The organism is Vibrio neonatus, from assembly GCF_024346975.1.
Taxonomy (GTDB): Bacteria; Pseudomonadota; Gammaproteobacteria; order Enterobacterales; family Vibrionaceae; genus Vibrio; species Vibrio neonatus.
This window is the reverse complement of record NZ_AP024885.1, coordinates 2025557-2052553: the sequence shown is the minus strand read 5'-3', so window position 1 is coordinate 2052553 and position 26997 is coordinate 2025557. Positions and strand designations below refer to the sequence as shown.

Sequence of the window (26997 nt, the reverse complement as noted above, 5' to 3'; positions counted from 1 at the left end):
GAGCATTGCTCGGCTTTTGTCGTTTAAGAAGCAGTTAATTGCTATTACAGCGCTAACTAGCCTTTATTTGGAATGTGTTTGAGTAGATTGACCATTTGTTCCCAGTAAAGATCAACGGTATCAATTTTTACTTTTTCATCCGGTGAGTGAGGGAAGCGGATAGTCGGGCCAAACGATAGCATATCCATATTCGGGTAAGGCTTTTTGAATAGGCCACACTCTAAACCGGCATGGATAACCATAATGTTAGGGATGTGTCCGTATACTTGCTGATACATATCGCGGAATACTGCCATAATTTCTGAATCTGCATCCGGTTTCCAGCCAGGGTAAGCGCCAGAGAAAGTCACTTTTGCGCCAGCCAAAGTTGCCACTGAAGTGAGCATGCTTTCGACTTGGCGACGACCTGAATCAATCAAAGAACGGATCAAGCACAGCGCAGTCACTTTATCTTGCTCGGTAGTAATCACGCCAAGGTTTAGCGAGGTTTCAACCACACCTTCAATCGCATCACTCATGCGGATCACACCATTCGGGCACGCATTTAGCGCAGCAATTAACGCTTGCTGGCTTTGCTCAGAGAATACACCGAACTGCGCTTCTACATCTTCAATGAAAGTTGCGATAGTGGTTTCAATGGCACCTAACTCAGCGGTTAAGGTCTCGGTATATTCGGCAAGTGCTGCTTCTAATTTGCCTATGTTTTGCGTTGCCACGGCGAGAGTGACAGAGCCTTCACGAGGAATAGCGTTGCGCAGGCTACCACCATTGAAATCAATCAATTTTAGGTCAAGTTGTAAAGCGTGATCGGCAAGGAAGCGAGCCAATAGTTTGTTGGCATTGCCACGACCTGTGTGAATATCACAACCAGAGTGACCGCCTTTTAAGCCTTTTAAAATCAGCTTTTTCGCGACAAAGCCTTCCGGAATTGCTTCACGTTGCACGTCAAATTCAAGGCTAGAGTCAATACCGCCAGCACAGCCCATGTAGACTTCGCCTTCTTGCTCTGAATCGGTATTTAGTAGGATGTCGCCTTCTAGCCAACCTTCTTGAAGGGCAAACGCACCAGTCATACCGGCTTCTTCATCAATAGTCAGCAGTACTTCAATTGGGCCATGCTCAATATCTGTTGCGGCTAGCACAGCAAGGCAGGATGCCATGCCAATACCGTTATCAGCGCCAAGGGTAGTGCCCGTTGCTGTTACCCATTCGCCATCAATATAAGGAAGGATAGGATCAAGGGTAAAGTCGTGCTCGGTATCCTCGTTTTTTTGCGGAACCATATCGAGGTGCGCTTGTAGTACAACCCCTTTTTTGTTTTCCATGCCTGCGGTGGCAGGTTTTTTGATAAACAGATTACCAGCGCTATCAGATTTTACCGCCAAATCTTGTGCTTTTGCCCACTCTACAATGTGGTCAGAAAGTGCTTGCTCATGTTTTGATGGGTGAGGGATAGAGCAAATCTTATCGAAAAATGGCCAGATCGGGTTTTGCGTTTGCGCAGTGATCTGGCTAAGAAATGTAGACATGGTGATACTCCTTCATGCTTAAAAGTACGGTCTCTACAGACGGTACATTGACTGGCATTGATATAGCTCAGTTTAATGGGGTTAGGATATCACTCACTGCTAGGGTTGCACAGGCAAAGAAAGGTTTGTGATGTCAGCTTATAGTGAGTTGTTAATTAATTGCAATCAATGTGTATTTAGTTAATTTATTTTACTGGTGAAATTAAATTACAGAAACAAGCTCGTAAATTGCACTAAATGGAAAAATTGACGCTTTTGAATAAATATACTTGTAATTAAATTACAGTATTGGTATTATCTTTCCTGTCGATACAGACCACCCTTCTGTGAGTCACCCCACTCATTATTTGGTCTGTACCAATGCTAAATTAAAGCGCAAACTTGTTGTTTTTCAACTGGTTAGCCTTGAGATTATAGATGTGTAACTTTTGGACTTGTCGGTCGAGATTATTATGTATCTACAGTTTCAACCCTGTAATAGGGTTTTTAAGCATGTGATTGAACTTCGGTTCACCCCTGATATATTGGAAATTAATTACTGATTTCATAAGCCGTCCATCTGGAACGGCTTTTTTTTCGTCTGTCGTTTCTGTTTTTTAATGGAAGTCTTAGTTATTTCAAATTGTAAATCATACACTTTAGTTGCTCAGAGAGCTTTCCGAGAGCGAGTAGGGGGTTTTTATGTGCTACATGCTTAAATGCTAACGGTTTCAGAGCTGAAAACTTTTAAGCTGAATAAAAAACACTCAATGTAAGTTCGTGTATTTAATCAAAATATATTTATTGATATCAATAATTTACCTTGGTGAGTTGCAAAGGGGATAGACGCAGAATGAGTGTTGAGTAAAGAAATAGACCAATCAGTATGGTATTTCGTCATGTTACTCTCTATAATTCACGCCAATTTATTTACGCAAACGTTTACTTTTATATATTTTTAGGAATTGATAATGCTGGAGAAGCTATTCAAACTACGTGAACATGGTACAACGGTTCGCACGGAAATCATTGCAGGTATCACTACCTTCCTGACAATGGCTTACATCATTTTTGTTAACCCAACTATGTTGTCAGCAACAGGTATGGATCATGGTGCTGTCTTTGTTGCAACCTGTTTGGCTGCGGCAATTGGCTGTTTTGTGATGGGTTTATACGCTAACTATCCAATTGCTCAAGCACCGGGTATGGGGCTAAATGCCTTCTTTACCTATGGTGTTGTGCTAGGAATGGGTTACACGTGGCAAGTGGCACTGGCAGCAGTATTTATGTCAGGTATCTTGTTTGTTCTATTGAGCCTATGTCGCATTCGTGAATGGATCATTAACTCAATTCCTATGTCACTGCGTACTGGTATTTCTGCTGGTATCGGTCTTTTCCTTGCATTTATCGGTCTTAAAAATGCCGGTATCGTCGTTGATAATCCAGCAACATTGGTTTCTTTAGGTGATATCACAGGTCTACACGCTATCTTAGCGGCAGTTGGCTTCTTTATTACCATTGCACTTGTTCATCGTGGAACAAGCGGCGCGGTTATGATTGCTATCCTTTGTGTCACTGTTTTAGGCATGATTTTCGGTGACGTTCAATATCACGGTATTATGGCACCACCACCAAGCCTAGCGCCTACTTTCATGCAACTTGATTTTGCTGGCGTATTTGAAGTGGGCATGATCTCGGTTGTGTTTGCATTCTTGTTTGTGGATTTATTCGATACCGCTGGTACGCTGGTCGGTGTGGCAACTAAAGCTAACTTGATTAAAGAAGATGGCAAACTGCCTCGTCTAAACAAAGCGTTACTTGCTGATTCAACAGCAACTTCTGTTGGTGCTTTGCTTGGTACATCAAATACAACGTCATACGTTGAGTCTACTGCGGGTGTTGCTGCGGGTGGTCGTACGGGTTTAACTGCTGTTACCGTTGGCGTACTTTTCCTATTGGCTTTGCTGTTTTCTCCATTAGCTAGTATGATTCCGACCTATGCGACAGCCGGCGCACTGTTTTATGTTGCGATCTTAATGCTATCTGGTCTGGTTAACATCGACTGGAGTGACATTACAGAAGCGGCTCCTGTTGTAGTCACTTGCTTGCTAATGCCACTAACATTCTCTATTGCAGAGGGCATTACATTAGGCTTTATTTCTTACGCTGCAATAAAATTGTTAAGCGGTAAAGGGCGCGATGTATCCGTAAGTGTGTGGATTATGTCAGCTATCTTTATACTAAAATATGCTTTTGCCGGTTAATTAGTCTTAAATAGGTTTACCCGTTATGCCAAAAAAACACATCATTACTTGGGATGAAATGCAGACCAACTGTCGCGAACTTGCTGCGCGTCAAATGCCTGCTGAACAATGGAAAGGAATTTGGGGTGTTAGCCGTGGTGGTTTAGTCCCTGCTGCTATCCTTGCTCGCGAATTAGGTATTCGTTATGTGGATACTATTTGTATCTCAAGTTACGACCATGATCACCAACGTGATATGAGCGTTCTCAAAGCTCCTGAGGGTGATGGTGAAGGCTTCCTTATCGTTGAAGATTTAGTGGATAGCGGTGACACAGCACGTAAATTACGTGAAATGTACCCTAAAGCTAAACTGATTGCGGTTTGTGCAAAACCTTCTGGCGCTGATCTATTAGATGACTATGTTGTCGATATTGAGCAGGAAACCTGGATTGAGCAACCATGGGACATGCAGCTAACGTTTGTTGAACCTATCAATCGCAAACGCAAGTAGTTAAGGTTATTGAGCTTTTGCTTAATGCCTTAAAATAAAATTTATGCAAAATGCCTCTATTTAGAGGCATTTTTTGTTTATGCTTAGTGATAAGTTCAACATGTAGACACCCCTTTATGAATGATGACAACAATAAGAACCTTTCTGAAAAACTGTTTACCAAACATCTAAAAGCCAAAGAAACATCCTGCTTGACTCAATATATGCCAAGCAGTTTAAGCCTGCTTGAAGATAAGCCTGCGCAATCTTGGTATCGCAACCTGCGCCGCTTACAATGGATTTGGCAAGGTGCCGATCCTATTGAGCAGGAGCAAGTATTAGCTCGCATCTCTTCGTCAACACACTCTCGTTCTAAAGATGAATGGCTAGATACTGTGACGGGGTTTCGTTCGGGAAACTGGGCCTATGAGTGGACTCAGGCCGGCATGGAACATCAGCGTCACGCCAATGAATTAAAAGGGGATGAAGCAGCTCTTGCTCTGTACAAAGCCAGTTTGTACTTTAGCATTGCCGCTTATCCGCACATCAAAGGTGACAACCTTGCCTCACAAGCTCAAGTGCTGGCGAATAAAGCCTACGATGAAGCATCACGTTTAAGTAAATACGTGTTCAAGCAAATCAATGTACCCTACAAAGGCAAAACTATTCAGGCGAATTTGCACTTGCCACACACTGAGCGTCCATTGCCCGTTGTAATCGTGTGCGCCGGCCTTGATAGCGTACAAACCGACATGTGGAAACTCTTCTTAGAGCACCTTGCGCCAAATGAGTTTGCGATGCTGACCATAGATATGCCATCGATAGGTAAAAGCAGTAAATGGACATTATCGGAAGATTCAAGTTGTTTGCATAAAGCGGTATTAGATCATCTACCCCAAGTCCCTTTTATTGATCACTGGAATGTCGGGTTACTGGGTTTCCGCTTTGGTGGTAATGCATTGGTTAGGTTGAGCTTTTTAGAGCAAAGCCGCATTAAGGCCTGTGTCACTATCGGTGCCCCAGTGCATGATATTTTTGCTTCTCCCGATAAAGTGGCGAGTATGCCTAAGATGTATTTGGATGTTCTAGGCTCGCGACTGGGTAAATCTCCGCTGGATATTCAAAGCTTAGCTGGGCAAATGTCGGCATGGTCTTTAAAAACACAAGGCTTACTCGCTTCAAGACGCACTAGCGTGCCTTTGTTAGCTATCTCTTTAGATGGCGATCCTATTGCTCCTCACAGCGATAACAAGTTGATCTCAATGTCGAGTAAAGTGGGACAAGCGGTAAAAGTTCCGTCGAAGAATTTAAGTCAAGGTTATCAAAAATCGTTAGATTTAGCGGTTGACTGGTTGTTAAATGAATTAAAGTCGTGACAGCAATGTTAATTTAATGGCACTATAACTCCTACTTATGTAACTGATGAGCAACAATAAAACGTATCGCACTCTGCTATTGCGAACGAAAAATAATAAAAAATGGAGTTATTATGCTAGGGAAGCAACCAACTTATCATCGTATGATCGCCAAGCTAAAAGCGATCGGTCCGTATTTACGTGAATCAGAATGTCAGCCAAATTTGTTTTTGTTTGATTGCCTGTCCGTTTGCGTCGATGATAAAAAGTCACCTGAATGTCGTGAATTTTGGGGCTGGTGGATGGAGCTTGAAAAACAAGATGATGCATCAACTTGTATCGCCCATTTTCATCATGGCAAATACAACGCCTCAGGCACATGGGTAGATGAGAAACTGCCAGCGGCTGTGGAAGCGGAAGTGAAACGGACTCAGTCGGTTTTTCAAAGCAAAATTCAAGCTCAGCTGAGCGAACAATTTGCATTTGAGTTTGAGCTGCATGAGGATTCTGAAGCGGTTGCTTAATGAAAATTTGAGAATAAAGGCACCTTAGGGTGCCTTTTTGCTTTTTTGCTTGTGAAACTGTGCTTAGCTTGTTAAAAAAGAAGCTCCTTTATCAATATGAATGAGTAACAAATGCAAGCTAAGACAGTTGTTGTAAAACTAGGCACTAGTGTAATAACTGGCGGGTCTCAATATCTTAATCGCGCTCACATGGTCGAATTAGTTCGCCAATGCGCTGAATTGAAACAACGTGGTTATCATTTAGTGTTGGTATCTTCTGGTGCAATTGCCGCAGGTCGAGAACAATTGGGTCACCCCAGTTTGCCTAAGTCAATGGCCACCAAACAACTGCTAGCTGCTGTCGGTCAGTCACATCTAATCCAAGTATGGGAATCTCTCTTCTCTATCTATAATTTGAAGATAGGGCAGATGTTATTGACTCGTGCCGATCTTGAAGACAGAGAGCGTTTCTTAAATGCCCGCGACACGATTAATACGCTGGTTGAACACAATATTATCCCTATCGTGAATGAAAATGATGCGGTTGCCACGACCGAAATCAAAGTCGGAGACAACGACAACCTCTCGGCATTGGTGGGCATTTTATGTGGCGCTGATACTTTGGTTCTGCTGACCGATCAGCCGGGTTTATTTACCGCCGATCCTCGAAGCAACCCTGACGCAAAACTGATTCGTGAAGTCTCTACCATTGATGAAACCTTGATTAAAATTGCCGGTGGCAGTGGCACAACTTTGGGTACTGGCGGTATGGCTACCAAACTGCAAGCAGCCGACATTGCCAGACGTTCTGGGATTGAAGTTATTATTGCTGCCGGCAGTGCTGATAACGTGATTTTAGAGAGTGTTTCTGCTTCTCCGTGCGGTACGCGCTTCCTGCCGTTACCTGAATCTTTAGAAAACAGAAAACGTTGGATATTGGCAGGCCCTGCCGCCTCCGGTGACATTGTCATTGATGATGGCGCAGTGAATGCGTTGCAACGTAAAGGCAGTAGCTTGCTGGCAAAAGGGGTGACTGAGGTTAACGGCGAATTTGCGCGTGGTGAAGTTGCGCGTATTGTGAATCAATCAGGCACTCTCATTGCCAAAGGATTAGTTAAATATTCCAGTGAAGATATGATTCAAATTCAAGGTATGCACAGCAAAGAAATTGGTGAGGTTCTCGGGCATGATTATGGCTCAGAGATCATCCACCGTGACGATTTAGTCATGATGCAAGATTAACGGCTGACCAGCCAAGATAAAATTATAGAGGACAATATTTTGGATTTAATTCAACTAGGCCAGCGCGCAAAACAAGCATCATTTGCTCTTGCTACCACCACTACCGCCACTAAAAATAATGCATTAGCGGTCATGGCGGATGAGCTAGAAAAGCAATCAAAAACCATTCTTGAAGCCAATGCTATCGATATTCAAGCTGCTCGCGATGCTGGCATGAGCGAAGCGCTGCTAGATCGTTTGCTGCTCAATGAAGATCGCCTAAAAGCGATTGCGAACGACGTGCGTAATGTCATTACTTTAAATGATCCGATTGGCAGTGAATTAGACAGTCGCGTACTGGAAAATGGCCTTTCACTATCACGTCGCCGCGTTCCGCTAGGCGTGGTCGGTGTGATTTATGAAGCGCGACCTAATGTTACTATTGATATTGCTTCATTGTGCCTTAAAACAGGTAATGCCAGCATTTTGCGAGGTGGACGCGAGACGTTCCATTCCAATATGGCGCTGGTAAAAGTGATTCAAACTGCGCTAGAGCAAACGGGATTGCCGATTGCGTCGGTTCAATACATTGAAAAGCCCGATCGTGAATTGGTCTCTCAACTGTTAAAGTTGGATGAATACGTGGATATGATCATTCCGCGCGGTGGTGCAGGCTTACATAAAATGTGTAAAGAGAACAGCACCATTCCAGTGATTATTGGCGGCTTTGGTATTTCTCATATTTTTGTGGATGAAAGCGCTGATATTGAACGCTCAGTGACGGTCGTAGAAAACTCAAAAGTACAACGTCCATCGGCGTGTAACTCACTAGATACTTTATTGGTGCACAAAGCTGTAGCCGAAACGTTTTTAAGTAAATTGGCGGCATCATTAAAAGACAAAGTCGAATTTGTTGCCCACGACTCTGCATTGCCGTATCTAACTCATGCAAGCAAAGTAAGAGAAGCGGCCGAAGGTGACTTTGACACCGAATGGTTGGCGTTTGTGCTAGGGGTTAAAGTGGTTGATGATGTAGAGGGCGCAATTCAACATATGCGCGATCACAACGCCAGTCACTCTGATGCCATTATGACTAATGATCTCAACAATGCTGAATGCTTTATCAATACAGCAGGATCGGCAGCGGTGTATGTGAATGCCTCAACGCGATTCACCGATGGTGCTCAGTTTGGTTTAGGCGCAGAAGTAGCAGTGTCTACGCAAAAACTGCATGCCCGTGGCCCAATGGGGCTTGAAGAGCTCACCAGTTATAAATGGGTGGGTAAAGGTAACTATTTACCAAGACCTTAGAGGCTAAGTCGTTGTCCTTGTTCTGGCTAACCGATTGATACTTTAAAGAGTTATTTGCAATAAAAGTAATGGGGGCTCTATCACAGAGCCCTTTTTTCATTTCTATGCTTTATAGCATCTTTCTCGAATCAGTGCGGTAAATCCGTTACACTGGTTATAGCGAATGGCTTTGTAATGCAGAAGCCTAATTTAATGTACTTTACTACAAAGTACCTTTCCCTTTTTATCACACTTATGGAGCTTGTATGCACTGCCCATTTTGTTCAGAAAATGAGACTAAAGTCATCGACTCTCGATTGGTTGCTGACGGGCATCAAGTACGTCGTCGTCGTCAATGTATCGCGTGTAATGAACGCTTTACCACCTTTGAAACCGCAGAGTTAGTGATGCCAAAGGTGATTAAATCTAATGGCAACCGTGAACCTTTTAACGAAGATAAACTGGCTAATGGCTTACATCGTGCGTTAGAGAAACGACCCGTTAGCGCTGATGCAGTTGAGTTGTCCATGAGTATTATCAAATCAAAACTGCGCGCAACCGGAGAGCGAGAAGTCTCTAGCGATATGATAGGTAATCTAGTGATGGATCAACTAAAAGAGCTCGATAAGGTAGCTTATATCCGTTTTGCTTCTGTGTATCGCAGTTTTGAAGACATCAAAGAATTTGGCGAAGAGATCGCTAGACTAGAAGATTAAAGCGCAATGAACTTTTCGGTATTTGAGCATCAGATGATGGCAAAGGCGATTAAATTGGCTGAAAAAGGCCGATTTACTACGCACCCTAATCCTAATGTTGGCTGTGTGATCACACAAGGCGAGACCATTGTTGGGCAAGGCTATCATATTCGTGCTGGTGGTCCTCATGCGGAGGTGCATGCCTTAGCCATGGCAGGCGATAAAGCCAAAGGTGCTACTGCGTATGTCACTTTAGAACCATGCTCCCATTATGGACGCACGCCACCTTGCGCTAAAGGCTTGATTGATGCCGGTGTTGCGCGCGTTATTTGCGCTATGCAAGACCCTAACCCCGAAGTGTCGGGCAATGGCATTGCCATGTTAAAAGAGGCGGGAGTTGAGGTGCAAGTTGGGCTTTTAGAAGCCGAAGCTGAGCGTATTAATCGACCTTTTTTGAAAAAAATGCGTAGCGGCATGCCATGGGTACAATTAAAAATGGCCGCCAGTTTAGACGGTAAAACGGCATTGCAAAATGGCAACAGCCAATGGATTACCAGTAGCTTGGCGCGCGCTGATGTACAGCTATACCGAGCGCAAGCCGGCGCTATCCTTTCAACCTCTAAAACTGTGATCGACGATAACGCCTCGCTAAATGTTCGTTGGGAAGATCTTGCTGAAGAGGTGCGTTCTATTTATCCAGATACTGAGCCTTCTGATGCGGATAATTCAGATCAAAAACTGCGACAGCCACTTCGAGTGATTTTAGATCGTCAGCAGCAACTCACCCAAGATTTGCGTTTGTTTAACAGCGCAGGTGAAGTGCTGGTGATCTCCGGGCAACAGCAAACCACAGCAGATTCAACAATTGATTTGCCACAACTACTTGCAAACTTAGCTTCGCAACACAATATCAACCATATCTGGGTTGAAGCCGGCGCCACATTGGCGGCCAGTTTTATCGAGCAAGGCTTAGTCGATGAGCTTATCGTCTATTTAGCGCCTAAAATTATGGGTACTGATGGTCGTGGTTTGGTCAACCTATTGGGGTTAACCGAAATGGATCAGGCGATAGAGTTAAATATTGAACAACTCACTCAAGTAGGGCCCGATATTAAGTTGGTCGCTACGTTTAAATCATCAAGATAGAGTAGGAATTACTATGTTTACCGGTATTGTCGAAGCTGTTGGCACACTGAGAGCCATTACCAATCAGGGCGAAGATATTTCTATTACCGTAGATACTGGGCTTTTGGATATGTCCGACGTGCAGTTAGGTGACAGCATTGCAACTAACGGTATCTGTTTGACGGTGGTTCGTTTTGATCAGCGCTCGTTTACCGCCGATCTTTCGGTTGAAACACTGACCAAAACAGGTTTTAGCCAGTATCAAGTTGGCGACAGGGTAAACCTAGAAAAAGCCATGCTTCCTACTACTCGTTTTGGCGGACATATTGTTTCAGGGCATGTCGATGGTATTGGGACTATTGTTGAAAGAGTTCCGGTCGGTCGCGCTGTGGAATATTGGGTTGAATTACCCTCTGAATTAGAGCGCTATGTCGCTCAAAAAGGCTCAATTACGGTGGACGGTATTAGTTTAACCGTCAACGATCTGCGTAAGAATGGCTTTAAACTGACTATCGTTCCTCACACGAGTGAGCAAACTATTATTGATGAGTTTGCGGTAGGAAGAAAAGTAAACCTTGAGGTTGATGTACTTGCTCGTTATATGGAGCGATTGCTTGGAGTAGGTTCAGAGCAGCAGCAACAGACCTCTAATATCACCATGGAATTTTTACAACAAAACGGATTTGCATAGGCGTCATTGACGCGTGTGACAGACTCTTATAACAGGAAATAAAAGATGCCTATCAGTTCCCCACAAGAAATTATTGAAGATATTCGCTTAGGTAAAATGGTTATCCTAATGGATGATGAGGATCGTGAAAACGAAGGCGACCTTATCATGGCTGCGGAGCACATTACTCCAGAGGCGATTAATTTTATGGCGACCTACGGACGCGGTCTTATTTGTCTTACTATGACTCAAGAGCGCTGTGCTCGCCTAGGTCTTCCACCTATGGTTCAAGACAATAACGCTCAATATTCAACCGCATTTACGGTATCTATTGAAGCCGCTGAAGGTGTGACTACTGGTATTTCGGCTGCGGATCGCGCAGTAACGGTACAAGCGGCAGTGGCAGCTGATGCTAAAGCGGCGGATCTAGTGCAACCAGGTCATATTTTCCCTCTATCAGCACAAGACGGCGGTGTATTGACTCGCGCAGGGCACACAGAAGCCGGTTGTGATTTGGCTCGTCTAGCAGGCTGTGAGCCAGCATCTGTTATCGTTGAAATTTTAAAAGATGACGGTGAAATGGCGCGTCGTCCTGATCTGGAAATTTTCGCTGAGAAGCATGGCGTTAAGCTAGGCACGATTGCAGATTTGATTGAGTATCGTAACAATACCGAAACGACCATTGAGCGTGTTGCTGAGTGCAAAATGCCAACCGAGTTTGGTGATTTCGACATGGTGACTTACCGCGATACTATCGATAACCAAATTCACTATGCACTGCGTAAAGGTGACATTTCCGAAGAAGCTTGCTTGGTGCGTGTACACTTACAAGATACCTTTACCGATCTTCTTAACTCCAACCGTAATTCAGACAGAAGCTGGTCTTTGGACAAAGCAATGAAACGTATCGGTGACGAAGGTGGGGTATTGGTTGTACTGGGTAACGAAGAAACCACTGAGCAACTGATCTACAAATTAAAAGCCTTTGAACAGCAAGATAAAGGCGAAGCGCCTGCAATGGCTAAGAAGCAGGGCACATCACGCCGAGTGGGTGTGGGTTCTCAGATTCTTGCCGATATGGGCGTAAGCAAGATGAAATTAATGTCATCAAGCAACAAGCGTTACCACTCTTTGTCTGGCTTTGGCTTAGACGTTGTAGAGTATGTGTGTGAATAACATTTAACATGGACGGGTCGCCAATTTGACCCGTTTAATCAATAACTAGAGAATTTGCTGAAATGAGATTAGATCCTAGTCACATAATTGTGCTAGAATCCGGCGATTCTCACTCATGAGATAGTTGAAGGAAAACTTATGAAAGTCATCGAAGGTGGATTTCCAGCACCCAACGCTAAGATTGCGATCGTTATTTCGCGTTTTAACAGCTTTATCAACGAAAGCTTGTTGTCTGGTGCTATCGATACCTTAAAGCGCCATGGACAGGTTGCAGAAGAAAACATAACAGTAGTACGTTGCCCTGGTGCGGTAGAATTACCCCTAGTTGCTCAACGTGTTGCTCGTACCGAGAAATACGATGCTATCGTTTCTCTAGGTTCAGTTATCCGTGGTGGAACACCACATTTTGACTATGTTTGTAGTGAGTGTAATAAAGGTCTTGCGCAAGTGTCACTGGAGTACAGTCTACCAGTTGCATTTGGTGTATTGACCGTTGATACCATAGATCAAGCTATCGAGCGTGCTGGAACCAAAGCAGGTAACAAAGGTGCTGAAGCTGCACTAAGCGCGCTTGAAATGATCAACGTTCTTTCTGAAATCGATTCCTAATGGGGGCCAGTGTGAAACCAGCCGCACGTCGTAATGCACGTCAATTTGCTCTACAAGCTATTTATTCTTGGCAGATCACTAAAGAGAATATCGCAACTGTAGAAGAACAGTTTTTGTCCGCAGGGAAGTACGGGGAAGAAGAAACCCAAGCTGATGAGCCGGCACTGAACGAACAAGAAACAGATGTAGCATACTTCCGTGACCTGTTAACTGGTGTTGCACTGTCTCACCAAGAGCTTGACAGCAAACTACGTCCATTCCTTTCTCGTCCTATGCAGGACTTGGATATGATGGAGTTAGCACTTCTTCGTCTAGCCGTTTATGAGATGACTCGTCGTGAAGACGTACCTCATAAAGTTGTAATTAATGAAGCGATTGAATTAGCGAAAGTATTTGCTGCTGAAGACAGCTATAAGTTCGTGAATGGTGTGCTTGATAAAGCGGCACCAACACTGTGTAAAAACAGAAAATAGTCGAAATAGACTATTGAAAACTCTATAGTGAAAAGGTCAGCATCTGCTGGCCTTTTTTTGTATAACTTAAAGGAAAAGACGTGGCTGGAGAGTTTGACCTTATCAGTAAGTATTTTGCCAATCAGCAACTCAAACGCAGTGATGTGGCGCTCTCCCAAGGGGATGATTGTGCTTTATTACAGGCACCTGAAAATACTCATATTGCAGTAAGTACAGATTCTTTGATTGCGGGCACGCATTTTCTTGAACACGCCAACCCGCAATGGGTAGGACATAAAGCCTTAGCTTCCAATATTAGCGATCTTGCCGCTATGGGCGCAGAGCCGGCTTGGGTGTCGATGGCTATCACTCTACCCTCAGCAGACGAAACTTGGCTTGAGGGCTTTTGTGAGGGCTTCTTTGAGCTAGCTAACGCACATGATCTACAATTAATTGGTGGCGATACAACTCGTGGTCCACTGGGCATCACCTTAACGGTACAGGGCTTTATTCCGCAAGGGTTAGCACTGCTACGTTCTGGCGCAAAAGTGGGGGATAAAATCTTGGTCAGTGGCTATCTTGGTGACAGTCATGCCGGTCTTGACGTGATTTTAGATCCCAGCAAGCGAGAGCGTGCCCATGCTAGCGAGTTGGAACGTCGTCACTACTGCGCAAGCTCTAGAGTCGCTTTAGGTATGCTGTTGCGAGGAAAAGCAAGTAGCTGCATTGATATCTCTGATGGGCTTGTGTCTGATATACAGCACATCATGCAACGCTCTAATGTCGGCGCGCAGATACACTGTGATAAACTGCCGCTGTCAGCTGAGCTTATCGAATATACCCAAGATAAGCGCCTCGCCCAGCAATACGCACTAAAAAGCGGTGAAGAATATGAGCTTTGCTTTACCTTGCCACAACATCTGCTAGAGTCTGTGCGTCAGTCTGCCCAGCTGCATAATGTGATGATTACTGAAATTGGAGAGATCACTGACTCCAATACCTTACACTTATTTGATAACGGACAAGCATTAGAGGATGATGTGGCTGGCTTTGACCACTTTCGTTCTTGAACCTATTTGATATAACCACTTAGAGATACTCTCAATGAGCAACCCCCTTGATAAAATTTCGCTAGACAACCCATGGCATCTATTAGCAACTGGTTTTGGCAGTGGACTGTCACCAATCATTCCAGGCACTATGGGTACCTTAGCTTCTATTCCTCTTTATCTCGCTTTAGTGCAACTGCCTTTAAGCGCTTACTGGGTGATCGTGATTATCAGTTGCATTGTGGGGATCAAAATTTGTGGTGTGACGTCAAAAGATATGGGCGTGCACGATCACGGCTCAATCGTATGGGATGAATTTGCCGGCTTTTGGATCACCATGAGCGTGGTGCCTTTGCTAGGTATTGCGGCCAATGATTGGAAGTGGTTGATTGCCGGTTTTGTGTTGTTCCGCGCTTTTGACATGATCAAGCCTTGGCCAATTAGCTATTTAGATAAACAAGTGCATGGCGGTTTTGGCATCATGGTGGATGATATTCTGGCAGGTGTGATGGCGGGTATTTGTTTGGCTATCTTAGGTTTTGTAGCAGGCTGGATTTAAAGGTTAATTTCTTGAATTACTAGTAGTCCTAGAGCCGATGGCTCTAGGACTAAAACACGCTTATTTTGCTAAATACTGTTCAATGCTCTCTTGAATGCCTTGCGCATCCAAACCTAGCTCTTGATGCATCTCTTGCTGAGTCCCTTGCGCGACAAAACTATCTGGCAAGCCAAGGTTTAATACAGGTTTAAGCTGCTTCTGACTCATCAAAAACTCAACTACGCCACTACCAGCGCCGCCTGCTACCACGTTTTCTTCAATCGTCACTAACACGTCATGCTTATCCGCAAGTTCAAGAATTAATGCTTCATCCAGAGGCTTCACAAAGCGCATATCGGCCACTGTGGCATCAAGATGCTCTGCGGCTTGCATTGCGTTGTCGAGGAAAGTACCAAAGCTTAAAATAGCCACTTTGCCGTTACCGTGACGAACGGTGCGACCTTTGCCTATTTCAAGGGCGGTAAATTTCGATTGAATCTCAGCGCCGATACCATTACCACGAGGGTAACGAACCGCAGCAGGTCCAGTATGTTGATGACCTGTGTAGAGCATTTGACGACATTCGTTTTCATCACTTGGCGCCATAATGGTCATATTAGGAATACAACGCATAAAGCTAAGGTCGAACGCACCTTGGTGAGTTTGACCATCAGCGCCAACCAACCCTGCGCGGTCGATAGCAAATAACACAGGCAAATCCATGATAGCCACATCGTGAATCAGTTGGTCGTAGCCACGCTGTAAAAAGGTCGAGTAGATTGCCACAATCGGTTTGTTGCCAGAAATAGCCAAGCCTGTCGCGAGAGTAACCGCGTGCTGCTCGGCAATAGCCACATCAAAATATTGTTCAGGGAACTGTTTAGAAAAACGCACCATACCAGAGCCTTCACGCATGGCAGGTGTGATTGCCATTAGTTTAGGGTCATTGGCCGCCATATCACATAAGAAGTCACCAAATACTTTAGAAAAGCTTGGTTTGCCCCCTTTGCTTTTTGGCAGTGAGCTTTCGGCGGGATCAAACTTAGGTACGCCATGATAACCAATAGGATCTTTTTCAGCCGGCTCGTAGCCTTTGCCTTTTTTGGTCATTATATGCAGAAATTGCGGCCCTTTTAGGTGGCGCATATTCTTTAACGTTTTAACCAGCTCAAGCACATCGTGACCATCAACTGGCCCAATGTAATTAAAGCCTAGCTCTTCAAACATGGTGCCAGGGACAACCATGCCTTTTAGGTGTTCTTCGGTGCGTCGCACTAATTCTTTAATCGGCGGAACGCCAGATAAGACCTTTTTGCCCCCTTCTCGAATGGAGGTGTAAAGGCTACCTGATAGTACTTGCGCAAGGTGATTATTGAGTGCGCCTACGTTCTCTGAAATAGACATTTCGTTGTCGTTGAGCACCACTAACATGTCAGGATGAATATCTCCGGCGTGGTTCATGGCTTCAAACGCCATACCAGCGGTAATTGCACCATCACCGATAACGCTGACTACTTTGCGGTTCTTAGCTTCTTTTTGCGCGCCAATGGCAATGCCTAATGCTGCACTAATTGAGGTAGATGAGTGCCCTACAGAAAGGACGTCATATTCACTTTCATCGCGCCAAGGAAATGGGTGTAGCCCATCTTTTTGGCGAATCGTCGACATTTGTTCACGACGACCCGTTAAGATTTTGTGCGGATAAGCTTGATGCCCTACATCCCACAACAGTTGATCAAAAGGGGTTTGGTAGACGTAGTGCAAAGCCACGGTCAGCTCAACAGTACCTAAGCCAGAGGCAAGGTGGCCACTAGATTGGCTAACGCTGTTTAATAGATAGGTTCGTAATTCGTCACAAAGTGTTGGCAGCGTCTCTTTAGGCAGAGAGCGCAACTCATCAGGCGTGTTGGCTAATGCCAATGTAGGGTATTTTGATATATCAAGTGTCATAAGTATTCGCGCTGATAAGTTAATAAGTTAGTTTTTGCGTTCGATCACGTAGCGAGCAAACTGCTCTAGGAGATCGGTGTTGTACGGAATGCTCTCTAATTCTAACAAAGCTTCTTTTAACAACAGGGCTGCTTTTTGTTGCGCCCCTTCCAGTCCGAGAAGAGATGGGTAGGTCGACTTATTTAAGGCTATATCTGAGCCTTGTGGCTTACCTAGAGTTTGAGTATCGCTAGTAATATCCAATATGTCATCTTGAACTTGGAAAGCGAGCCCGATCTTTTCTGCAAATTTATTAAGGCGTGGAAGCTGTTCAATACCTGCTTCACCTGCCGCTAAAGCACCAAGTTGAATCGCTGATTTTATCAAAGCTCCGGTTTTGTTGCGATGAATAACCTTCAATTCTTTAAGGGAAACTTGGCTATTCTCTGCTTCAAGATCCAAAGATTGACCTAAACACATGCCAGATGCGCCAGAGGCACTGGCTAAACTTTGCACCATTTTTATGCGATGGCTCTCAGCCTGCGGGGCAAGAGTCCCTTCCGCTAAAATAGTAAAAGCGAGTGTTTGTAAGGCATCACCAGCAAGAATCGCGGTGGCTTCATCAAATTCAATATGGCAAGTGGCTTGTCCGCGACGTAATTCATCGTCGTCCATCGCAGGCAAATCGTCATGAATGAGTGAATAGGCATGAATGCACTCAATCGCCGATGCCGGCGTATCCAAAGAGGGATTATCGATACCAAACACAGCGCCAGTAGCGTAGACCAAAAAAGGTCTGGCGCGTTTGCCTCCCAGTAGGAGTCCATAGCGCATCGCTTTAATTAGGCTGTTATCTTGCGCCTGCAATGAGTTTAACCAAGTTTCTAATTGTTGGTTATTGCGGGTTTGATATTGTTCGAGCTGTTGTTTAAAAAGAGTCATCGCCAGATTCAAGTTTGAAATCCTGAGGAGTTGCTTCTACTTGATTTTCCATCAAAATTGAAACGCGTTGTTCTGCTTGGTCTAATTTAGATTGTCCTGCACGAGCAAGAGCAATGCCTCGTTCGAAATTTTTCAGTGCAGAATCAAGTTCTAGATCACCTTGTTCAAGCTGATTTACTATGTTGTCGAGCTCTTTAAGAGACTCTTCAAAACTCATATTTTCTGGTTTTTTGGTCGCCATGGTCATTCTTTTCTACACTAGGATCTGGGAAAGGTAACTCAGCCAAGGGTTATGGTCAATTTTAGCAGTTAAAAATCCTGCTTTATCACTAACTTTAGTTCATTTGTTGCTAGATAAATGAACAGCCTATCATATTGTTTTATTTTTACTCGGCTATAAATAGTATATAATTCGTCGCCCTCAATTGTGTACGCTGTGCCAATTGGCAAAATAATTTAGGCTAGACTCGAGTCATTGACTAATCAGAAGTGAAATTATCTATGAAGTTTATCGTAAAACCACATCCAGAAATTTTTGTAAAAAGCGAATCAGTAAGGAAGCGCTTTACACGTATTTTGGAGTGCAATCTAAGGATTATCATCCAACGTCGCACAGAATCAGTGGCGGTATTCAATCGTAGAGATCATATTGAGGTTTCTGCTGAGAGCGATGAGTTTTACCCACAAGTGCTCGAGATTTTGACTCGCACTCCAGGTATTCATCACTCTTTAGAAGTTAAGCAAACAGACTTTACTGATATGCATAACATCTACGAGCAAGTACTTGAGCTAAGCGCAAGCCGAATTGAAGGTAAAACTTTCTCTGTTCGTGCTAAGCGTCGCGGTAAGCATGACTTTAGCTCAATAGAGTTAGAGCGTTATGTTGGCGGTGGTTTAAACCAAGCGGTTGCCAGTGCCAAGGTTAAGCTAACTCGCCCTGAAGTGACGGTTAACATCGAAGTGGCGGGTGACAAACTAAACCAAGTATTGGCGCGTCATAAAGGCCTTGGCGGTTTCCCTCTAGGAACGCAAGAAGATGTACTGAGCTTGATCTCTGGTGGATTCGACTCTGGTGTGTCTAGCTATCTGCACATCAAACGTGGTTCTAAAACGCATTTCTGTTTCTTTAATTTGGGCGGTCCTGCGCACGAAATCGGCGTTAAGCAAGTAGCTCACTACCTGTGGAACAAATACGGTTCTTCGGCAAAAGTGAAGTTCATTGCGGTTGATTTTGAACCTGTGGTAGCGGAAATCCTAGAAAACGTTGAAGACGGACAAATGGGCGTTATCCTAAAACGCATGTTTATGCGTGCTGGTGGCATGATTGCCGATCGTTTTAAAATTGAAGCTTTGGTTACTGGTGAAGCACTAGGTCAAGTATCTAGCCAAACCCTGACTAACTTACGTCATATTGATGGCGTGACCGATTCTTTAATTTTACGTCCGCTAATTAACTGGGATAAAGAAGACATCATCGACTTGTCTCGCATTATCGGTACCGAAGATTTTGCCAAAGTAATGCCAGAATACTGTGGCGTTATTTCTCGTCGTCCAACTGTGAAAGCAGTGAAAAGCAAGCTAGAAGCTGAAGAAGAGAAATTTGATTTCTCTGTACTTGAAAAAGTGGTCAGCGAAGCGCGCGTTATGGATATCAGAGATATTGAAAAAGAGAGTCTAGAGCAAGCGCCAGAAGTGGAACAAGTGAACGCTGTTCAAGAGCAGGCTGTTGTACTTGATATCCGCAGTCCTGACGAAGAAGAAGACAAACCTCTAGAAATTGACAATGTCGATATTCAACACATTCCTTTCTATAAGTTAGCCACTAAGTTTGGCGATTTAGATCAATCGAAAACTTACTTGTTATATTGTGATCGAGGCGTAATGAGCCGTTTGCAAGCATTGTATCTGCAAGAGCAAGGCTTTAATAACGTGAAGGTGTATCGCCCTTAATTAAAGGGATGGAACATTGTAGGGTCGGAGTCAGCCAACTAGCTGGCTTCGGCCTTATTTTTTGCACACATAAAAAAACACCGCTCAAAAGAGCGGTGTTAAAATGACAGACAAGTTCATTAAATAGATTTTGCTTTGGGGTATATCCAAAGCAGTGGTAGAGACTACCGTGCTCAAAGTGAGCTCACAAACACAACATTGCGAATCGGATCCATGCCAAAGGCATGCCGTTTAGACCCTATCGCTTGGGACGCAATATAGATTTTCTCTGGCTGTTGAGCAACGGACAATTTATAATGTTTCACATAAGAAAAACTAATGCTAGATAAGAGTGCATGGCAAGACGATTACCCCCATTAAAATCATTGAAGGTTTTTGAAGCTGCTGCTAGGCATTTAAGCTTTACTCGCGCGGCTGAAGAACTGTTTGTAACCCAAGCTGCAGTGAGTCATCAGGTTAAAGCACTGGAAGAGTTTTTAGGGCTAAAGCTGTTTAGAAGACGCAATCGCTCTTTGTTACTCACAGAGGAAGGGCAGAGCTACTTTTTAGATATTAAAGATATCTTTACCTCATTATCTGAGGCGACCGATAAAGTATTGGAGCGCAGTGAGAAAGGTTCTTTGACCATTAGCTTGCAACCGAGTTTTGCAATTCAATGGCTAGTACCTCGATTGGCAGACTTTAATGCCCAAGAGCCCGATATCGACGTGCGAATCAAAGCGGTGGATATGGATGAAGGCTCGTTAACTGACGACGTTGACGTGGCGATTTATTATGGCCGAGGCAACTGGCCGGGATTACGCGCCGACAAGCTTTATCAAGAGTATTTAGTTCCGGTGTGCGCGCCTAGTTTATTGGATGGTCATAAGCCACTGAATTCATTAAGCGATCTTAGTTCGCATGTGTTGCTACATGATACTTCACGTAAAGATTGGAAGCAGTTCGTTAGAGAGCATCAGTTAAATACGATTAACGTTAACTACGGGCCTATATTTAGCCATTCGACCATGGTGTTGCAAGCTGCGGTTCATGGGCAGGGCATTGCGTTAGGCAATAACGTATTGGCACAGCCGGATATTGAAGCGGGGCGCTTAATCAGCCCATTTGATGAGGTGTTAGTCAGCAAAAATGCGTTTTACGTGGTTTGCCATGAGAAGCAAGCTGATGTGGGGCGTATTGCGACATTTAGAGACTGGATGCTCAGCATTGCGGCCAGTGAAGGCGATCCTTCTATTGGTTCACACTAATTTATTTTGACGCATATGCGTCGCGCGTTGAAGTAATTCAGCGCATGAAAACGAGGTTTAACTTGAAACAGGTTATTTTGTATTGTCGTGCAGGTTTTGAAAAAGATTGTGCTGGTGAGATTCAAGATAAGGCAAACAACATTGAAGTGTTTGGCTTTCCACGTGTAAAACGTAACAGTGGTTATGTTTTATTTGAATGTTATACAGAAGGCGATGCCAATCGTCTGGTTCGTGAGATTGATTTTAAAACATTGATTTTTGCTCGCCAAATGTTTGCTGTAGCAGCAAGCTTGGAAGAACTGCCTGAATCCGATCGCATTTCACCTATCTTAGATGCGCTGGCGCAACAGCAAGGTGTGCCAACTTGTGGTGACCTGCGAGTAGAAACGCCTGATACCAATGAAGCGAAAGAGCTATTGAAGTTCTGTCGTAAGTTTACCGTGCCATTGCGTCAAGCGATGCGTGGTAAAGGGCTGCTGTACAAAAAAGACAACTTGAAGAAGCCGGTAATGCACTTGTGCTTTGTTGAACCGGGTAAGTGTTACGTTGGGTACTCTTATCCAAACAATAACTCTCAGTTCTTTATGGGCATTCCTCGTTTGAAATTCCCAGCGGATGCACCAAGTCGCTCAACACTGAAACTTGAAGAGGCGTTTCATGTCTTTATCCCTAAAAATGAATGGGATGAAAGATTGGCTTCTGGCATGTGGGCGGTGGATTTGGGTGCTTGTCCTGGCGGTTGGACTTATCAGCTAGTGAAGCGTTCTATGTTTGTCCATGCCATTGATAACGGCATGATGGCGCAAAGCTTAATGGATACCGGTCAGGTGAAACACCATCAAGCGGATGGCTTTAAGTTTGAGCCACCACGTAAAAACGTCACTTGGCTGGTGTGTGACATGATTGAAAAACCGTCTCGCGTCGCGCAATTAATGGGTGAGTGGATTATTCAAGGTTGGTGTAAAGAAGCGATCTTCAACTTAAAACTGCCAATGAAAGGCCGTTATGATGAAGTATTGGGTGATATTGAAAACTTGAAAGTGTTCTTAAAAGAAAATGGCATCAAGTTTACCCTGCAAGCTAAGCACCTATATCATGACCGTGAAGAGATCACGGTACATGTGCAATCGCATACCAATTTAGGTTGGTAATCGATTTAGGTTAGTAATCAATTTAGCGGTATAAACGATAAAATCGTAGACCTGCTGTATGGGCAGTGTCTACGGTTTAGTCCAGCGTAAATCTTGTAAGTTAAAGCCTAGCTCTAGGTCTGTTTTTAACGAAGCCAATTCTCGGCATAACAGCGCATGCTGTTCATTTCCTGCTATTTTCTTTTTGTACTTTTCTGGCAGTTCGTCATCCGCAAAGGCTTGCTCTAAGGTCTCGTGATTAGCCAAAATTTCCCGCGCCGCTTTAGGGCCAATGCCAGCAATGCCACTTAAACCTGTACCACTAATGCCAGTCAGTCCCCAGTAGTCACTTAACTGTGCCACCTTAACTGCAAATTCTTTTTCGACAAAAGCTTGATCGAGCCAGCGATGCTGGAAGTAATCGCGGATGCGCAGCGAAGGGGATAACAGTTGGCAATAGCCTTTATCGGTAGAAATTATCGTGACTTGATGTTGTTGGTTTGCCACTTTAACCGCTAGGGTTGCAACTAAGTCATCAGCTTCATCACCATCGGAGAGTAAAGAGTCAATCCCCAACTCCCACCATGCTTGTTGAATGGCATCTAAGCCTAAAGCCAACGGCTCTGGCATAGGTTTACGATTTTGCTTGTATTCAGGAAAGCGCTCTTCTCGCCAGCCACGCACCTGCTGGTGGTGATCAAATACCGCAATGATATGAGTGGGCTCTGTTTCGCTTAGGATGCGTTTGAGCGTGCGAGAGGTGGTGTCTATTGTCCGTTGGATATCCGTTTCATCAGGTTGTGCTGAGTGTACTCTGCGAATGAGGTTCAGTGCATCAATGATAACCAGGTGTATAGACATAAAATCAGTAAAAAAATAGGGCCGTAGCCCTATTGTATCGAAAACTGCCTTAACTGTTTAATGTTAAATAACCCAGAAGGAGTTAGTCCGAGGTTTGCACTTGATAACAAGGGGTATATTTTGAACCGGGCAGCTTCATGCGCTGCTGTTTGACAAAATCACCAAGTAAGGTATCCATCTTCTTCATTAGCTCTTTATCGCCATCGATAATAAACGGCCCTTTCTTTTCAATCTCTAGGATGCCTTCTGCTTTAACGTTGCCCGCAACAATTCCAGAAAAAGCTTTACGTAGATTGGCGGCTAAACTTTCAGGCGCTTGATCCATATGCAGATCGAGGTTGTGCATGTTTTCATGAGTTGGATCAAAAGGCATTTGAAACTCTGGCTCAATGTGTAAAGACCAGTTGTAGCTATATGCATCTTCGTTTTGTTTGCGATGCTGTTTTACTTTTGGCATGGCACTTTTAACGATGCGCGCTGCTTTGGCTGGATCATCAATCACTATCTCGTAATATTTTTGCGCTTCTTCACCCAAGGTATCGTGGATAAACTGATCAATAGAGCGGAAGTAATCTTCACTCTCTTTAGGGCCAGTTAATACGATAGGCAGCGGCTGATCTCTGTTTTTAGGGTGCATCATGATCCCTAACGCATACAGCAGCTCTTCGGCTGTGCCCGGGCCTCCAGGGAAAATTACGATGCCGTGCGCAATACGTATAAAGGCTTCCAGACGTTTTTCAATATCCGGCATAATGATCAGCTGGTTTACGATTGGGTTTGGCGGCTCAGCGGCAATAATTGATGGTTCCGTTAAGCCAATATAACGAGTTTGTTTGTGTCTTTGCTTTGCATGACCAATGGCGGCGCCTTTCATTGGCCCTTCCATTGCCCCCGGCCCGCAACCGGTGCAAATATCCAGCTCTCTTAAACCCAGTTCATGCCCTACAAGGCGAGTGTATTGATATTCGGTTTCGTTAATTGAGTGTCCACCCCAGCACACAATTAGGTTGGGTTCGATACCGGGAATTAACACTTTGGCGTTACGTAAGATGCCGAATACCAAGTTGGTAACATGTACGGGGTTGGCAAGATCTAAGCTGGTGTTTTGCGCCATATTCATGTGCACAAACACGATGTCACGCAGCACCGAAAATAAGTGCTCTTGAATCCCTTTGATGATGGTGCCATCGACAAAAGCTTCTTCTGGAGCATTGTTGAGCTCTAATTTAATGCCGCGCTCACGGCGCAATACGTTGACGTCAAATGACTGATATTGTTCCAGTAATTTTTTACTATCGTCAGTATGACTACCAGAATTAAGCACAGCTAGAGTACAGTTTCGATACAGGGTATATAGCTCGCTAGAAGCGGTTTTTTTGAGACGCTCAACTTCGAGTTGAGAAAGAAGATCCATACTTCCGACAGGGTTAATCGTTGTTATCATAACGGCTCCTTATGCATGGTACTGACCTCTACCACATGGCTTTGATATAGCTGATGCTTTTATGCAGTAGCGATACTTTTATGTAGCATGATTTCGCAATGTAGCTTAGGTCAGCGACGAGCTTACAAAGAAAGCTCCCAATTAATACGTAGTCACATGGGCATTGGTTTCAAATATTGACACGCAACCTAATCTTTATACTAGATACCTTACGCACAATAGCAATGATAAAGACTAATAGAATGAATCATTTAGATTGATTTCTATTCATCTTCGCTTTGTTCATGCTTAGGTAATTCACTCAATACAGTGGCAAGGTTTTCTTCGGAGCCAGAGGTGTGCACCTTAATCATGCCTTTTTGAATAGCGTTAAGGCTAGAGCGGCGCATGTCATCTTGGGCAAAGCAGGCCGCTGGCGCTAAAGGTATCGCTACAAAAGAGACCCATTGGCTTTGCTGCTCGTATCTAACTAAAGTATTGCTGATGTCTGAGGCCAGTAATAATAGATCAATCAGATCTTCATCATTGATGGCGGTGTAAGCGCGGGGCAAAAACGGATAGTCGGCAATACTGATGCTAAATACTCGATCTACTGCAAAGTCACTTTCAAAGCTATCAATAATATTTTTAAATTGCTCAAACAGTCGTTTAGGTTGATGCAGTTTTTCAGGGTTTGGTTCAATGTATAAAAATGAACGGTCGGATAGGTGGTACAGACGTGCTTCTTCTGGAATCAAACTCGCAATGTGCTCACCAAAGGCTTTTTCTTCGTTACGCCCCGCTTTATAGCCATGCTTAGTGTAAATATCCGACAGCATAGGTATATCAATCAAAGCAAACTTTAAGCGATCATTTAGTGGTTCGTCTATTAGCTGTCCAAAACGCCATTGTTCGTAATTGGTGGTTGAGCGGTTTAAAGAATCGGGCAGTTTTCTGCTTAACATTCTCATGTTTCTTAAACCGGAACGAGGGTGGGTATACAGCTCTTTATTGAGTTCAGTAATCAACTTATGTTTACGACTTAATCGACGCGAATTAAAGACAAATAAGAAGAATAAAACGATACACGAGACAGCCAAAGCCAAAGTTAATGTCTTGGTTTGATTAAACTCTGTGTTCAAGTTATTAAATTCATGCACTTGATCTTGATAGTGTAACGACTGCTCGATAGAGGTAATTTGGTTAAGAAAGCTCTGGCTTAATTGATCTTCTTTATCTTGCAGATTTATTGCTGTTAGTCGGTTGTACTCTTCAAGGTAATTTAATGAATCTTTGGTGTTACCTGTTGATTTAGTAATTTGATGAAGCAGTGACAGTGTTTGCAGTTGAATATCACTGTTATCAAGTGCTTTCGCTTGTTGTAAGGCGTATTTAGCTTGATGTTCTGCTTGTTCAGGGTGTTTTTGCAGAAAATCTAGCTTGGCGGTTAATAATATGGCCCTGACTTTAGGGACTTTAATATCCGTATATTCAAGTAGATCACTTGCGCGATTGAGATAGCGTTTTGCCAAAGTGAAATTGTATAAATTGAGATAAGTTTCAGTCAGTTTTAATCGCAGATCAATGATTTTGCTGATGTCTTTTTCGGCAAGTTCTAAGTCCAGCACATTAAAGTAATGCACCAGTGCAAGGTTATAGCGTCCCTGAATAAAATACACGTCTGCCAGTTTTTGTAATACGGTGGCAAACATAGGGGATTTTTCATAGTGACCATAATAACTGGCGGCCTGAGAAAGGTGCTCTTGGGCTTTATCATAAATTTGGCACTGCAAATATAGGTCGGCCAATAGGTGATTAGCACGGGCAATATATTGAGCGTCATCTTTGCCAATAGCGACCCAGTAGCTTTCTATCAGCTCTTTTAATGCCAAGTTAAAATGGTGGGCTTTTAGGTAGTGTTTACCTAAACGCAAACTCGCCTCTAGACGATCTTCATAAGTGCCATGGTTTTGCGCATAGTCTTTGGCAAAAAGATAGCTGGTTTCTGCTTGCTCGTTTTTACCTAAATCTGAGTATATTTTGGCGTGAGCAAGGCTTAGCCAGTATTCCAGTCGCAGTTTTTCTTCATGTTTAATATGTAAAGAGTTGAGCTTTTCTTCAACCCTCTTTAATGGCTCTTCAACTTTGCGTAAATCGCCAGTCATTTTCCACAAAAGGCTGACTCGCAATATCTTGGACTCAATTTCTGGAACGAATAAATGCTTGGTGGTCGAGATGGCAATACTTTGATCTAAGCTAGTCAGAGAAGAGCGGTAATTTCCCAGAATATAATCAGCAATACCTATGGTTTGATAGGCATGGATTTGATTACTTGCTTTGGCCAGTGGCGTGACTTTTCGTTCTACGCCATTGGTTGAGAAGTTCTCTTCATAGTTTGGATTATTGAGTTCACTCAGGAACATCTTTGCTTTGTTTTTTGATTGCAAAGGAGTGACTTTCACCAATCGTCGAGCATCGAGCAGAGTCTTTGGTGTGTAAATGCTCGATTCATGTGCTGTGACCGGGACTGAAAACGCCAGTACCGTAAATACAACTAATGAAAGCGGAATAAACCTGAGTAAACGAAGCAT

General features: G+C 43.8%; 24 protein-coding genes. 17 read left to right on the top strand and 7 right to left on the bottom strand.

Annotation, left to right across the window (positions count from 1 at the left end; translation table 11 throughout):
- Positions 1 to 56 precede the first annotated feature (56 nt).
- The gene (locus OCU38_RS09490; protein WP_261822900.1) at positions 57 to 1529 is read right to left on the bottom strand and encodes an aminoacyl-histidine dipeptidase; all 1473 of its coding nucleotides are present in this window, start codon (positions 1527 to 1529) and stop codon (positions 57 to 59) included.
- 950 nt (positions 1530 to 2479) lie between these two features.
- Between OCU38_RS09490 and OCU38_RS09485 the strand changes: the two genes are divergently transcribed.
- From OCU38_RS09485 to pgpA, 14 genes are all read left to right on the top strand, one after another.
- Complete coding sequence (locus OCU38_RS09485) at positions 2480 to 3772, top strand: NCS2 family permease (protein WP_152819553.1); 1293 nt, start codon at positions 2480 to 2482, stop codon at positions 3770 to 3772.
- A 25-nt stretch (positions 3773 to 3797) separates the two neighbouring features.
- Positions 3798 to 4262 (top strand): xanthine phosphoribosyltransferase, encoded by a 465-nt coding sequence (gene gpt / locus OCU38_RS09480; RefSeq protein ID WP_023403855.1) that lies wholly within the window; start codon positions 3798 to 3800, stop codon positions 4260 to 4262.
- Positions 4263 to 4378: 116 nt separating this feature from the next.
- A complete protein-coding gene (gene frsA, locus OCU38_RS09475; protein ID WP_152819554.1) occupies positions 4379 to 5617 on the top strand; it encodes an esterase FrsA in 1239 nt (412 codons plus the stop codon).
- A gap of 113 nt (positions 5618 to 5730) precedes the next feature.
- Entirely contained in the window at positions 5731 to 6120 is a 390-nt protein-coding gene (gene crl, locus OCU38_RS09470; protein WP_152819555.1) for a sigma factor-binding protein Crl, read from the top strand.
- Between the two features lie 111 nt (positions 6121 to 6231).
- A complete protein-coding gene (gene proB, locus OCU38_RS09465) occupies positions 6232 to 7341 on the top strand; it encodes a glutamate 5-kinase (protein WP_152819556.1) in 1110 nt (369 codons plus the stop codon).
- A 39-nt stretch (positions 7342 to 7380) separates the two neighbouring features.
- Positions 7381 to 8631, top strand: a complete 1251-nt coding sequence (locus OCU38_RS09460; protein WP_261822899.1) for a glutamate-5-semialdehyde dehydrogenase — start codon at positions 7381 to 7383, stop codon at positions 8629 to 8631.
- A gap of 245 nt (positions 8632 to 8876) precedes the next feature.
- Entirely contained in the window at positions 8877 to 9326 is a 450-nt protein-coding gene (gene nrdR / locus OCU38_RS09455) for a transcriptional regulator NrdR (protein ID WP_152819558.1), read from the top strand.
- Positions 9327 to 9332: 6 nt separating this feature from the next.
- On the top strand, positions 9333 to 10451 hold the full coding sequence (gene ribD, locus OCU38_RS09450) for a bifunctional diaminohydroxyphosphoribosylaminopyrimidine deaminase/5-amino-6-(5-phosphoribosylamino)uracil reductase RibD (RefSeq protein WP_261822898.1): 1119 nt from the start codon (positions 9333 to 9335) through the stop codon (positions 10449 to 10451).
- A 13-nt stretch (positions 10452 to 10464) separates the two neighbouring features.
- Positions 10465 to 11121, top strand: coding sequence for a riboflavin synthase (locus tag OCU38_RS09445; RefSeq protein ID WP_261822897.1), 657 nt, complete (start codon positions 10465 to 10467; stop codon positions 11119 to 11121).
- 45 nt (positions 11122 to 11166) lie between these two features.
- Positions 11167 to 12276: a bifunctional 3,4-dihydroxy-2-butanone-4-phosphate synthase/GTP cyclohydrolase II gene (ribBA, locus tag OCU38_RS09440; protein WP_261822896.1), complete on the top strand. Its 1110-nt coding sequence runs from the start codon at positions 11167 to 11169 to the stop codon at positions 12274 to 12276.
- 138 nt (positions 12277 to 12414) lie between these two features.
- Positions 12415 to 12885 carry a 6,7-dimethyl-8-ribityllumazine synthase gene (gene ribH, locus OCU38_RS09435; protein ID WP_021712096.1) on the top strand — a complete coding sequence of 157 codons (471 nt, stop codon included), beginning with the start codon at positions 12415 to 12417 and terminating at the stop codon, positions 12883 to 12885.
- On the top strand, positions 12885 to 13358 hold the full coding sequence (gene nusB / locus OCU38_RS09430) for a transcription antitermination factor NusB (RefSeq protein ID WP_021712095.1): 474 nt from the start codon (positions 12885 to 12887) through the stop codon (positions 13356 to 13358). The genes ribH and nusB overlap by 1 nt, the downstream gene beginning before the upstream one ends.
- Before the next feature lie 80 nt (positions 13359 to 13438).
- Positions 13439 to 14407 (top strand): thiamine-phosphate kinase, encoded by a 969-nt coding sequence (gene thiL / locus OCU38_RS09425; protein ID WP_261822895.1) that lies wholly within the window; start codon positions 13439 to 13441, stop codon positions 14405 to 14407.
- A gap of 34 nt (positions 14408 to 14441) precedes the next feature.
- On the top strand, positions 14442 to 14945 hold the full coding sequence (gene pgpA, locus OCU38_RS09420) for a phosphatidylglycerophosphatase A (protein ID WP_261822894.1): 504 nt from the start codon (positions 14442 to 14444) through the stop codon (positions 14943 to 14945).
- A gap of 60 nt (positions 14946 to 15005) precedes the next feature.
- On the opposite strand, the gene dxs is transcribed toward pgpA, so the two are convergent.
- The 3 genes from dxs to xseB are packed head-to-tail and all read right to left on the bottom strand — an operon-like array spanning position 15006 to position 18036.
- Complete coding sequence (dxs, locus tag OCU38_RS09415; protein WP_261822893.1) at positions 15006 to 16874, bottom strand: 1-deoxy-D-xylulose-5-phosphate synthase; 1869 nt, start codon at positions 16872 to 16874, stop codon at positions 15006 to 15008.
- A 27-nt stretch (positions 16875 to 16901) separates the two neighbouring features.
- The gene (gene ispA, locus OCU38_RS09410; RefSeq protein ID WP_261822892.1) at positions 16902 to 17795 is read right to left on the bottom strand and encodes a (2E,6E)-farnesyl diphosphate synthase; all 894 of its coding nucleotides are present in this window, start codon (positions 17793 to 17795) and stop codon (positions 16902 to 16904) included.
- A complete protein-coding gene (gene xseB / locus OCU38_RS09405) occupies positions 17782 to 18036 on the bottom strand; it encodes an exodeoxyribonuclease VII small subunit (RefSeq protein WP_261822891.1) in 255 nt (84 codons plus the stop codon). Before xseB ends, ispA begins: the two co-directional genes overlap by 14 nt.
- Positions 18037 to 18296: 260 nt before the next feature.
- Here xseB and thiI point away from each other — a divergent pair, with 260 nt between their 5' ends.
- The 3 genes from thiI (at position 18297) to rlmM (ending at position 22143) form a co-directional block, all read left to right on the top strand.
- Positions 18297 to 19745: a tRNA uracil 4-sulfurtransferase ThiI gene (gene thiI, locus OCU38_RS09400; protein WP_261822890.1), complete on the top strand. Its 1449-nt coding sequence runs from the start codon at positions 18297 to 18299 to the stop codon at positions 19743 to 19745.
- Positions 19746 to 20080: 335 nt separating this feature from the next.
- Complete coding sequence (locus tag OCU38_RS09395) at positions 20081 to 20992, top strand: transcriptional regulator GcvA (RefSeq protein ID WP_261822889.1); 912 nt, start codon at positions 20081 to 20083, stop codon at positions 20990 to 20992.
- A 62-nt stretch (positions 20993 to 21054) separates the two neighbouring features.
- Positions 21055 to 22143 (top strand): 23S rRNA (cytidine(2498)-2'-O)-methyltransferase RlmM, encoded by a 1089-nt coding sequence (gene rlmM, locus OCU38_RS09390; RefSeq protein WP_261822888.1) that lies wholly within the window; start codon positions 21055 to 21057, stop codon positions 22141 to 22143.
- Between the two features lie 69 nt (positions 22144 to 22212).
- Here the strand turns inward: rlmM and xni are convergent, their stop codons facing one another.
- The 3 genes from xni to OCU38_RS09375 form a co-directional block, all read right to left on the bottom strand.
- Entirely contained in the window at positions 22213 to 22983 is a 771-nt protein-coding gene (gene xni / locus OCU38_RS09385; protein WP_261822887.1) for a flap endonuclease Xni, read from the bottom strand.
- An 82-nt stretch (positions 22984 to 23065) separates the two neighbouring features.
- The gene (ppnN, locus tag OCU38_RS09380; protein ID WP_261822886.1) at positions 23066 to 24427 is read right to left on the bottom strand and encodes a nucleotide 5'-monophosphate nucleosidase PpnN; all 1362 of its coding nucleotides are present in this window, start codon (positions 24425 to 24427) and stop codon (positions 23066 to 23068) included.
- 263 nt (positions 24428 to 24690) lie between these two features.
- Positions 24691 to 26997 carry a tetratricopeptide repeat protein gene (locus tag OCU38_RS09375; protein ID WP_261822885.1) on the bottom strand — a complete coding sequence of 769 codons (2307 nt, stop codon included), beginning with the start codon at positions 26995 to 26997 and terminating at the stop codon, positions 24691 to 24693.

Bases quoted from the DNA above. Each gene is read 5' to 3' on its own strand.
- OCU38_RS09490 (WP_261822900.1), bottom strand. From the start codon at position 1,529: ATGTCTACATTTCTTAGCCAGATCACTGCGCAAACGCAAAACCCGATC.
- OCU38_RS09485 (WP_152819553.1), top strand. From the start codon at position 2,480: ATGCTGGAGAAGCTATTCAAACTACGTGAACATGGTACAACGGTTCGC.
- gpt (WP_023403855.1), top strand. From the start codon at position 3,798: ATGCCAAAAAAACACATCATTACTTGGGATGAAATGCAGACCAACTGT.
- frsA (WP_152819554.1), top strand. From the start codon at position 4,379: ATGAATGATGACAACAATAAGAACCTTTCTGAAAAACTGTTTACCAAA.
- crl (WP_152819555.1), top strand. From the start codon at position 5,731: ATGCTAGGGAAGCAACCAACTTATCATCGTATGATCGCCAAGCTAAAA.
- proB (WP_152819556.1), top strand. From the start codon at position 6,232: ATGCAAGCTAAGACAGTTGTTGTAAAACTAGGCACTAGTGTAATAACT.
- nrdR (WP_152819558.1), top strand. From the start codon at position 8,877: ATGCACTGCCCATTTTGTTCAGAAAATGAGACTAAAGTCATCGACTCT.
- ribD (WP_261822898.1), top strand. From the start codon at position 9,333: ATGAACTTTTCGGTATTTGAGCATCAGATGATGGCAAAGGCGATTAAA.
- OCU38_RS09445 (WP_261822897.1), top strand. From the start codon at position 10,465: ATGTTTACCGGTATTGTCGAAGCTGTTGGCACACTGAGAGCCATTACC.
- ribBA (WP_261822896.1), top strand. From the start codon at position 11,167: ATGCCTATCAGTTCCCCACAAGAAATTATTGAAGATATTCGCTTAGGT.
- ribH (WP_021712096.1), top strand. From the start codon at position 12,415: ATGAAAGTCATCGAAGGTGGATTTCCAGCACCCAACGCTAAGATTGCG.
- nusB (WP_021712095.1), top strand. From the start codon at position 12,885: ATGGGGGCCAGTGTGAAACCAGCCGCACGTCGTAATGCACGTCAATTT.
- pgpA (WP_261822894.1), top strand. From the start codon at position 14,442: ATGAGCAACCCCCTTGATAAAATTTCGCTAGACAACCCATGGCATCTA.
- dxs (WP_261822893.1), bottom strand. From the start codon at position 16,874: ATGACACTTGATATATCAAAATACCCTACATTGGCATTAGCCAACACG.
- ispA (WP_261822892.1), bottom strand. From the start codon at position 17,795: ATGACTCTTTTTAAACAACAGCTCGAACAATATCAAACCCGCAATAAC.
- xseB (WP_261822891.1), bottom strand. From the start codon at position 18,036: ATGGCGACCAAAAAACCAGAAAATATGAGTTTTGAAGAGTCTCTTAAA.
- thiI (WP_261822890.1), top strand. From the start codon at position 18,297: ATGAAGTTTATCGTAAAACCACATCCAGAAATTTTTGTAAAAAGCGAA.
- OCU38_RS09395 (WP_261822889.1), top strand. From the start codon at position 20,081: ATGGCAAGACGATTACCCCCATTAAAATCATTGAAGGTTTTTGAAGCT.
- xni (WP_261822887.1), bottom strand. From the start codon at position 22,983: ATGTCTATACACCTGGTTATCATTGATGCACTGAACCTCATTCGCAGA.
- ppnN (WP_261822886.1), bottom strand. From the start codon at position 24,427: ATGATAACAACGATTAACCCTGTCGGAAGTATGGATCTTCTTTCTCAA.
- OCU38_RS09375 (WP_261822885.1), bottom strand. From the start codon at position 26,997: ATGCTTCGTTTACTCAGGTTTATTCCGCTTTCATTAGTTGTATTTACG.